This window comes from Actinomycetospora sp., assembly GCF_055612215.1.
Genome location: NZ_JBVPVA010000534.1, coordinates 1 through 9,620 on the forward strand (window position 1 = coordinate 1; position 9,620 = coordinate 9,620).

At 74.8% G+C, this 9,620-nt stretch carries 8 protein-coding genes; 2 read left to right on the top strand and 6 right to left on the bottom strand.

Going from position 1 to position 9,620, the window contains the following annotated elements; all coding sequences use genetic code 11:
- The 4 genes from hpt to dacB form a co-directional block, all read right to left on the bottom strand.
- On the bottom strand, positions 1–521 hold a 521-nt coding region (hpt, locus tag AC0CYZ_RS14925), incomplete at its 3' end, for a hypoxanthine phosphoribosyltransferase (RefSeq protein WP_472216644.1).
- 43 nt (positions 522–564) lie between these two features.
- Positions 565–1,548, bottom strand: a complete 984-nt coding sequence (tilS, locus tag AC0CYZ_RS14930) for a tRNA lysidine(34) synthetase TilS (RefSeq protein WP_472216646.1) — start codon at positions 1,546–1,548, stop codon at positions 565–567.
- 27 nt (positions 1,549–1,575) lie between these two features.
- Positions 1,576–2,661, bottom strand: a complete 1,086-nt coding sequence (locus AC0CYZ_RS14935; protein ID WP_472216648.1) for a zinc-dependent metalloprotease — start codon at positions 2,659–2,661, stop codon at positions 1,576–1,578.
- Positions 2,662–2,684: 23 nt separating this feature from the next.
- Positions 2,685–4,214 (bottom strand): D-alanyl-D-alanine carboxypeptidase/D-alanyl-D-alanine endopeptidase, encoded by a 1,530-nt coding sequence (gene dacB / locus AC0CYZ_RS14940; RefSeq protein ID WP_472216650.1) that lies wholly within the window; start codon positions 4,212–4,214, stop codon positions 2,685–2,687.
- Between the two features lie 225 nt (positions 4,215–4,439).
- Here dacB and AC0CYZ_RS14945 point away from each other — a divergent pair, with 225 nt between their 5' ends.
- Positions 4,440–4,922, top strand: coding sequence for an inorganic diphosphatase (locus tag AC0CYZ_RS14945; RefSeq protein ID WP_472216652.1), 483 nt, complete (start codon positions 4,440–4,442; stop codon positions 4,920–4,922).
- 80 nt (positions 4,923–5,002) lie between these two features.
- Here the strand turns inward: AC0CYZ_RS14945 and AC0CYZ_RS14950 are convergent, their stop codons facing one another.
- Both AC0CYZ_RS14950 and AC0CYZ_RS14955 read right to left on the bottom strand, forming a co-directional pair.
- Positions 5,003–7,825 (bottom strand): MFS transporter, encoded by a 2,823-nt coding sequence (locus AC0CYZ_RS14950; RefSeq protein WP_472216654.1) that lies wholly within the window; start codon positions 7,823–7,825, stop codon positions 5,003–5,005.
- On the bottom strand, positions 7,822–8,352 hold the full coding sequence (locus tag AC0CYZ_RS14955) for a MarR family winged helix-turn-helix transcriptional regulator (protein ID WP_472216656.1): 531 nt from the start codon (positions 8,350–8,352) through the stop codon (positions 7,822–7,824). Before AC0CYZ_RS14955 ends, AC0CYZ_RS14950 begins: the two co-directional genes overlap by 4 nt.
- 170 nt (positions 8,353–8,522) lie before the next feature.
- Here AC0CYZ_RS14955 and AC0CYZ_RS14960 point away from each other — a divergent pair, with 170 nt between their 5' ends.
- A complete protein-coding gene (locus AC0CYZ_RS14960) occupies positions 8,523–9,338 on the top strand; it encodes an enoyl-CoA hydratase/isomerase family protein (RefSeq protein ID WP_472216658.1) in 816 nt (271 codons plus the stop codon).
- Positions 9,339–9,620 lie beyond the last annotated feature (282 nt).

Consider the following 9,620-nt stretch of genomic DNA (forward strand, 5'->3'; position numbering starts at 1 on the left):
TAGGGCAGATCGCGGTAACGCTCGGCGTAGTCGAGCCCGAACCCGACCACGAACTCGTTCGGGATGTCGAAGCCCACGTACGCGACGTCAACGTCGAGCTTCGCCGCCTCGGGCTTGCGCAGCAGCGTCACCACCTGCAGCGACGCGGGGCCGCGCGACTCGAGGTTCTTGCGTAGCCACGACAGCGTCAGCCCGGAGTCGATGATGTCCTCGACGATGAGCACGTGCCGGTTCGAGATGTCCCGGTCGAGGTCCTTGAGGATCCGCACCACGCCCGACGACGAGGTCGCCGAGCCGTAGGAGCTGATCGCCATGAACTCGAGCTGGCTGGGGAGCGGCAGGCGTCGGGCGAGGTCGGTCATGAACATGACCGCGCCCTTGAGGACCCCCACCAGCAGCAGGTCCGGCTCGCCCGGCTTGGGCTCCCCGTAGTCCGCGGCGATGATGTCCGCCAGCTCCGCGATCTTGTCCTGGATCTCGTCGGAGGTGATGAGCACGGACGCGATGTCGCCGTCGTACACCTTGAGCGGACTCCTTCGTCGAGCTCGGCGTTCTTCCGCGGGGCTACTCGGTGCGCCCGCGGGCGCCCCGGCGCACGGTCAGCCTCCCACGCACGCGGATGACCTCCAAGCCGCCCGGAAGTGACGGAGGCCCCTGTCCGCGCCAGCGGGCGACGAGCGCGTCGACGTCGCGCAGCTGGGCGTCGCCGAACCCGTGTACCCCGGCGTCGGCCAACCAGGCCCGCAGGACCCGCCGCCGCACCGCCGCGGGGTGGGTCGCGACGACGGCCGCGTCGAGCCCGCCCTCGCCGTCCCGGGCCGCTCCGAGGACGTCGGACGCGGTCGCGTCGAGCGCCGCGTCGTCGTCGGCGAGCTGGTCGGCGGTGCGCGCGAGGGCCTCCGCGACGCCCCCGGAGAGGACGTCCTCGAGCAGCGGCAGCACCTCGTGGCGCAGGCGGACGCGGGTGTAGCGGGGGTCGGCGTTGTGCGGGTCCTCCCACGGCTCGAGTCCCGCCTCGGCGCAGGCCGCCCGCGTCACGGCCCGCCGGACCCCGAGCAGCGGACGGCACCATGGCGCGTCCCAGGCCCGCATCCCCGCGAGCGAACGCGCGCCCGACCCGCGACCGAGCCCGAGCAGCACCGTCTCGGCCTGGTCGTCGAGAGTGTGCCCGAGCAGCACCGGCGCCCCACCACGGGCCTGTGACTCCGCCCGCAGCGCCGCGTACCGGGCCCGCCGCGCGGCCGCCTCGGGTCCGTCGCCCGCCTCGGCCACCGTCACGACGGCGACGCGGGCGTCCACCCCGAGCCCGACGAGCGCCGCACGGGCGGCCTCGGCGATCGCCGCCGAGCCCGGCTGCAGTCCGTGGTCGACGACGAGGCCGTGCACGGCCGTCCCGGTGGCGGCGCCGACGTGTGCGGCCGCGGCGGCGAGGGCCAGCGAGTCCGCGCCCCCGGAGCAGGCGACGACGACGGCGGGCGCCGGGACCGCGTCGAGGGCCGCCCGGACCGCGCGCCGGACCTCGGCGGTCGCGGCCGGGCGGTTCGTCACGGGATCGCGGGGACGGGGAGCGGCCGCTCAGCCGTGGACGCGCCGGACCCAGGCCGACGGGTCGGTGATCTCGGAGCGGCGGGGCAGCGTCTCGGGCGACGTCCACACGGCGTTGAACCCCTCCATCCCGACGGTGCCGACGACCTCGTCGACGAACACCCGGCCCTGCTCGTACTGCTGGATCTTGGCCTGGACGCCGAGCAACACCCGCAGCAGCCGGTCGACCGGCCCGCCGCCGCGGCGCCGCGCGGAGAACCGCCTCCGGATGATCTCGACGGACGGCACCACCGCGGGCCCGACCTCGTCCATCACGTGCTCGGCGTGCCCCTCGAGCAGCGTCGTGAGGGCGAGCAGGCGGTCGAGGACCTCGGTCTGCTCGGGGCCCTGCAGCATCTCGAGCAGCGACACGTCGGAGCGCGACCTGACGGCCTTGACGATGTCGGGCAGCCGGTCCAGCGCCGCGGTGACGCCGCTCTCCATGCCGGAGGCGAAGGTCGTGACCTCGTCGCGGAAGTGGTCGCGCAGCCACGGCACGGCGGTGAACTGCAGGCGGTGGGTGGCCTCGTGCACGCACACCCAGAGCGCGAAGTCGGCGGCGTCGACGTCGAGCGCGTCGCGGGCCGCGGTGACGTTGGGGGCGACGAGCAGCAGCTGGCCGCCGCGGGCGGGGCCGGCGAACGGGTCGTACTGCCCGAGCACCTTCGTCGACAGGAACGCGAGCAGCGTGCCCATCTGGGCCGCGGCGACCGTGGACGTGACGCCGCCGGCGACGCGGGACAGCGTGCTGGGCGGGCCCGGGCGCACGCTCGGGAGCCGGACGCCGGAGGTGAGCTCGGCGATGCCCTCGGTCGCCGAGGCGATCCAGCCGGGCCGGTCGACGATCGCGGCCCCGGGGACCGGCAGGTCGACGCCGAGGCCGGTGAGCTGGCGGACGTGCCCCTCGCCGACGCGCGCGCCCTCGGCCAGCCGGGCGACCTCGACGGCCGCCTCCTCGGCGGAGACCGCGGGGCCGGGCGGGACCAGGCGGGCGCCCGTGGCGGCGGCGAGGTCCCACCGCACGGGCAGGCCGGTCGCGGCCCGGTCGATGGTCTCGGGGGTGTCCTCGACGGTCACTCCCCCACCGTACGGCGGCCCGCTCAGCGGCAGCCGCACCCGCGCAGCGCCGCGGCGAGCGCGTCCAGGCGCGGGCGGGCGCCGACGGGATCGGGCCCGTTCGACATGAAGGCGAAGACGAGCAGCCGCCCGTCGACGTCGGGCACCACGCCGGCAAGCGCGTTCGTGCCGGTCAGGGTCCCGGTCTTGGCCCGGACGTAGCCGCGGGCGGCGCCGTTCGGGGTGCCCGCGGTGTAGCGGTCGACGAGCGTGCCGGTGCCCGCCGACACCGGGAGCCCGTCGAGGATCGGGCGCAGCGGGGTGGTGCGGGGGTCGGCACCCGCCGGTGCCGCGGCCGGGGTCAGCACGGCGGCGAGCACCGAGGCCGGGATGCGGTCGTCCGTGGAGAGGCCCGAGCTGTCGGAGAGCTTCACCCCGGAGACGTCGATCCCGTGCTCGGTGAGGATCCCCGTGATGGACGAGGTGGCGCCCGCGAAGGAGGCCGGGGCGCCGGCCCGGCGCGCGACCTCCCGGCCGATCGCCTCGGCGAGGACGTTGTCGGAGTTGGTCAGCGCGGTGTGCACGAGATCGGTCAACGGCGGGGACACGACGCTGCCGAGCACCCGGGCGCCGGGCGCGGCCGGCCCCTGCTCGACCTGGACCGCCGAGGCCCCGAGGCGCTGGCCCAGCGCGCGCCCGACGTCCTCGGTCGGGGTCGGGGTGCGGGCCCCGTCGAGCGCGTTCGGGTCGAGCCGGCCGCCGTCGAGCATCACCGGGACCATCGGCGCGAGGTTCCCGCCCGCGATGTCGGCGGGGTCCCAGCCGGGCGCCAGCAGCGGGCCGGTGTAGCGGGAGTCGTCGACGTACACCGTGCGCGGCGCCGAGCCACCGCGTGCGGCGCGCACCTGGGCCGCCAGGTCGTCGAGGTGGGCCGCGCCGGCGTAGAGCGACTCGCGGCCGGCGGGCAGCGACGACAGCGTCGGGTCGCCGCCGCCGACGAGCACCACCGAGTCGGGGGTCGGGCCCGCGACGACGGTGGTGGTGAAGCGGGTCGTCGGGTCGAGCGAGAGCAGTGCCGCGGCGGTCGTCAGGAGCTTCGTCGAGGAGGCCGGCACCTGCGGCTCGGCCGGGTCGCGCGCCCAGAGCGGCGGCTGCGGGCGCGCCGGGTCGACGACGACGCCGGTGAGGTCACCGAGCCCCGCGACGCGGCCGTCGAGCACGCCGGCGATCCCGGAGGCCGTCGGGGCGGGTGCGTCGGGCCCCAGCGGTCCGAGGCGGGGGACGAACGCGACCGGGGCCGGCGGGTCGACCGCCCCGGAGACCGGGAGCCCGAGGCGGCGGGCGAGCCCGGGGGCGGTGAGGACGGCGGCGGTGCCGGCCCCGACGAGCAGGAGCAGCACGACGAGCCCGACGAGCAGGCGCTGCGCGATCCGGCGGGAGCGGGGGACCTCCGCGCGGTGGCCGCCGCCGCGGCGCGGGCCCGACCCGGGCTGCTCGCCGTCGGGAGCAGCTGACGCGTCGTCACCGCCTGCCGGGGTGGTCCCCGCGCGGTGTCCGACACCACTCGCCGTCACTGACCCCTCTCCCCGTCGCTCCGCTCGCCCCTGCAGCCCTTCCCTGCGATCTGACCCACGCCCCGTCGTCGCGGCACGCCCGTCGCGATGCGACACACTAGACGCGACCGACGAGGGGTTCCCGGGTCCGGTCGGGTGACGAGGCCCGGGCGCGACCGGGACGCCCCGGAGCGGGACATCGCAGTCGCGGCGGGTGCCGCGACGGAAGAGCAGTGAGGACGCGCCGTGGAGTTCGACGTTCTGATCGAGATCCCCAAGGGGCAGCGGAACAAGTACGAGATGGACCACGAGTCCAACCGCCTCCGGCTGGACCGCACCCTCTTCACCGCCACGCAGTACCCCGCCGACTACGGCTACATCGAGAACACCCTGGGCCTGGACGGCGACCCGCTCGACGCGCTGGTGCTGATCCAGGAGCCGACGTTCCCGGGCTGCCTGGTCCTCGCGCGCGCCATCGGCATGTTCCGCATGACCGACGAGAAGGGCGGCGACGACAAGGTGCTCTGCGTCCCGGCGCGCGACCCGCGCCAGGAGCACCTCCGCGACATCCACCACATGTCGGAGTACGACCGGCTGGAGATCCAGCACTTCTTCGAGGTCTACAAGGACCTCGAGCCCGGCAAGAGCGTCGAGGGCGCCTCGTGGGTGGGGCGCTCCGACGCCGAGCAGGAGATCCGCGAGTCGTACAAGCGCGCCGAGGAGCACTAGCGCGGAGCGCCCGTGCGTGCGTTCCCGTGTCCGGACACGACAGCAACACAGCACGCCGATAGGGCACGCACGGGTGCGCGTCAGCGCGCGACGGGCATCGGCGTCGTCTCCGCGTCGAGCGCCGGACGGCGGGCGTCCTGCGGCTCGGCGTAGGCCGGCTCCGCGGGCCCGGACGTCGCCGGCTGCGGGGGCTCGACGACCAGCTCGACGGCCTCCTGGGCGTCCCGGGCGACGCTCACCTGCGCCGTGACCGGCGCGTACCCGCTCGCGGTGAGCAGGTAGCGGCCCTCGATGAGGTCCCCGACGGAGAAGGACCCGGAGGCGTCGGTGACGGTGGACGCGACCACCCGGCCGTCGGCGCCCATGAGGACGACGAGCGACTCGGGCACCACGCGCCCGGAGGACGACAGGACACGCCCGCGCACCTCGTGGCGCACGACCGGGACCCGTACGTCGTGGCGCGTCGTGCGCCGCCCCGCGGGGGACGGATGCGCGACGACGAGGCGCTCGGCCACGGGCTCACGCCCGGGGGCCAGGACGACGACGGTGTAGGTGCCGGGCTCGAGCTCCGGGCACTCCCACGTGCCGTCCACGCCGGTGCGGCGCACCGCGCGCACCCCGCCGGCCGCGTCGGTGACCGTCACCGACGCACCGACCACCGGGACGTCCTCGGCGTCACGCACCGAGCCGCCGACCGGGGTCGCCCGGCGCAGCGCGAACCGTCGCCGGACCGGGGACCCGTCCAGGGCGACCAGCTCGGCGTGCGGCCGGAACACCCCGGGGTTGGCGAGCACGACGTAGCTGCCCGGCGTGGGGGCGTGCAGCCGGAACGACCCGTCGGCCGCGGAGGACGCGCGGTCCACGACGGTGCCGTCGAGGGCGTGCAGCGCCATCGGGACGCCGGCGAGCGCGCCGTTGACGGCCCGGCCGGCGTCGTCGTGCTCCGCGGTATCGGCCGCGTCGACGAGCGTACCGAGCACGACCGAATCACCGTGACGGCCCGCGTCGGGCGCCTCGTGGCGGCCGTGGCCGTTCGGGCGCGGCGTCGGTGACGGCCGGTCCCGGTCGGCGCGGACGACCTGGACCATGCGGTCGGTGCCGGCCGCACCCGCCGCGCCCACCGGGGGCGCGGACGCCGGGACGTCGAGGGCGCCCCGGGCGGGGCCGCTCACCTCGGCGGCGGAGTCGACCGAGCCGGGCCCGGTGCCGGTGGCCGCCTCCTCGGCCTGCCGGGCCTGGATGCCCGACGTCGTGCGCAGCGGGACCTCCTTGAGGAACCAGATGAGCACGAAGCCCACGAAGATCACGCACGCGGCGACGAGGAACACGAGGTCCATCGACTGCGAGTAGCCCTGGAGGAACGGCTCGGCGAGCCGCGGGTCCATCCGCTGCAGCACCGAGGAGTCCTGGACGACCTGGGCCGCGCCGGTCGCGGGGTTGACCGCGGGGGCGTTGACCGGGTTCGACGTGACGGCCGGGTCGGCCAGCGCCGCCTGGAACGACGGCGTCGCCGCGGCCGACCGGAACGCCCCGCCGATGTAGCCGCCGACCGTCGAGAACAGGATCGACAGGAAGACCGAGACCCCGACCGTGCCGCCCATCTGGCGGAAGAAGGTCGCCGAGGCGGTGGCCACGCCCATGTCCGAGGCCGGCACCGCGTTCTGGACCGCGAGGACCAGGGTCTGCATGCAGTTCCCGAGCCCGAGACCGAACACGACCATGACGACCGCGGTCTGCCAGTACGGCGTGTCGGAGTGCAGGAGGAAGTGGAAGAGCAGCATGCCGAGGGTCATGAGCCCGAGGCCGATCACCGGGAACACCTTGTAGCGCCCGGTGCGGCTGGTCAGCTGACCGGAGACGATCGAGGCGACCATGATGCCGCCGACCAGCGGGACCATCTCCAGCCCGGCGCGGGTCGGGGTCGCCCCACCGACGATCTGCAGGTACTGCGGGACGATCGCGATGCCGCCGAACATCCCGATGCCGGTGATGACGGCGATGATCGTGGTCAGGCTGAACACGCCGTTGCGGAACAGCCGCAGCGGCAGCAGGGCGTCGTCGCCGTAGGCCCGCTCGGCGAGCACGAACGCGATGACGCCGACGGCGCCGATCGCGTAGCAGAGGATCGACAGGCCGGAGCCCCAGCCCCAGCTCTGGCCCTGCTCGGCGACGATCAGCAGCGGCACCAGCGCGACCGCGAGGGCGGCGGCGCCGGGCCAGTCGATGCGGTGCTCGCGCCGGCTGTGCGGCAGGTTCAGCACCCGGAAGACGACGGCGAACGCGAGGATGCCGATCGGGACGTTGACGAGGAACACCCAGCGCCAGCCGTCGATCCCGAGGATCGAGGTGGTGCCGGCGAGGAAGCCGCCGACGACCGGGCCGATGACGCTGGACGTCCCGAACACCGCGAGGAAGAAGCCCTGGTACCGGGCCCGCTCCCGCGGCGGGACGATGTCACCGATGATCGTCAGCGCCAGGCTCATCAGACCGCCGGCGCCCAGACCCTGGATGGCCCGGAAGATCGCCAGCTCGTACATCGACGTCGAGAGCGTGCAGAGCACCGAGCCCACGACGAAGATGCCGATGGCGAAGAGGAAGAACGGCTTGCGGCCGTAGAGGTCGGAGAGCTTGCCGTAGAGCGGCGTCGAGATCGTCGCGGTGATCAGGTAGGCGGTCGTGGCCCAGGCCTGCAGGTTCAGGCCGTTCAGGTCGTCCGCGATGGTGCGGATCGACGTGGAGACGATGTTCTGGTCCAGGGCGGCCAGGAACATGCCCAGCAGCAGCCCGGACAGGATCGTCAGGATCTGGCGGTGGGTGAAGCCGCCCGTCGCGGTGCCGGCCGGCGCGGGTCTCGCGCCGGTGGCCGACCCGACCGCCGGGGTCGACGCGGTCGTGGTGCTCATCGGTCCTCCTCCACGCCCTGGTGGGCGGGGACGTCGTGGGGCTGGTGGTTCTCGAGCGCGGTGGTGAAGCGGTCCATCAGCTCGACGAGCCGCTCGCGGTCGGCCTCGTCCCAGTCGCTCGTGATCCGGCTGATCTCGTGGTTGCGCCGTTCCCGGTTGGCCTCGAACACGCGGTGGCCCTCGGCGGTCGCGGCCAGCAGGCACGCGCGCCCGTCGGCGGGATCGGACCGTCGCTCGACGTAGCCGATCCGCACGAGCGCGGCGATCTGCCTGCTCACGGTCGAGGGGTCGGAGTGCACCGCCTCGGCGAGCGCGTTGGAGCGGTGCGGCCCGTCGATGACGAGCCGGGCCAGCAGGACGTACGCGGCCCGCTCGACGCCGTGCTCGCCCACCTTGGACAGTCGCTTGCGCTCCATGAGGCGGATGAGCCGGACGAGCTGCAGGCCGATCCGGTCCGAGGTCACCCAGCGCGCGTCCGCCCCCTCGGGGACGGGCGCGTCGGGGCGGGCGCCGACCGCAGTGTTCATTGCGTGCTCCGTACAATCGGTTGGTCGGTACAACTATGCACCTGTGGCCGGGCCCCGCGCCAACCGAGTACCCCGGTCGAGCGATGTGATCCGGGGCTCCGCCGTCGGGAAGTCGCGGGAACCGGCGTTGACCACCGCTGCCCGGTACGGGCTCGCTAGCCTCCGTCGCCATGGCCGACGACGCCCCGGACCCCGACGTGAGCGAGCGCTTCGCCGACCGCGTCCGCTACGAGCGCACCGGCCACGTCGCCACGATCACCTACGACCGGCCGGACAAGCTCAACGCGATCGACGGCGCCATGCGTGACGGGCTCAACGCGGCGTTCGCCCGGCTGACCGCCGACGACGAGGCGTGGGTCGGCATCGTCACCGGCGCCGGGCGGGCGTTCTGCGCCGGCGCCGACTTCGGCTCCGAGCGCAACCCGGCCGGCGAGTTCCCCGGCTCGTTCTGGGAGCGCCCGACGGTGAACTCGTTCGAGTCGGGCTGGGAGCTCTACAAGCCGGTGATCGCCGCGGTGAACGGCCTCTGCCTGGGCTACGGACTGACGCTGGTGACGTGGTGCGACGTCGTCATCGCGTCCGACCGCGCCACGTTCGGCTATCCGGAGGTCACGCTCGGGGTCCCGACGATCGTGGGCGCGCTGCGGCTCCCCCAGCGGATCGGCTGGCAGCCGGCGATGGAGCTCCTGCTCACCGGCGAGACGATCTCGGCCACGCGGGCGAAGGAGATCGGGCTGGCGCTGCAGGTCGTCGAGCACGACGACGTGCTCCCGGCGGCCGGACGGTTCGCGCAGCGGCTGCTGGCCGGCGCACCCCTGGCCCAGCGCGCCGTCAAGGAGGTGGCGCGCCGGGGCCCGGAGATGTCGCAGACCGACGCGATCCGCTTCGGCGAGACCATGCGCCGGGTCGCGAGTGCGACGGCGGACGCCGCGGAGGGTGTGGCGGCGGCCCGGGAGAAGCGCCCGCCCGAGTGGCAGGGGCGCTGACGGTCCCGGTCCGCCCGCACGCTCCGGCGCCCCGCTCCGGCGCCCCGCTCCGCCCCGGCCGCGGTGATCATCAGCACTGGAGGTAGGCGAACTCGCCTGCGGTGCTGCCTCCAGTGCCCCTGATCAACGGCTGGGGCAGGAACGCCCCGACGAGGAGCACACCAGGCATCCCGCGAACCGGGCCGACCTGCGCTGTGCGCTCATGATCATGGAGCCGGCGGGCCGGGCCGGACCGCTGCGTGAACGGCGCCGTCCTGACGTCAGGTGCCAGCATCGTGCCGT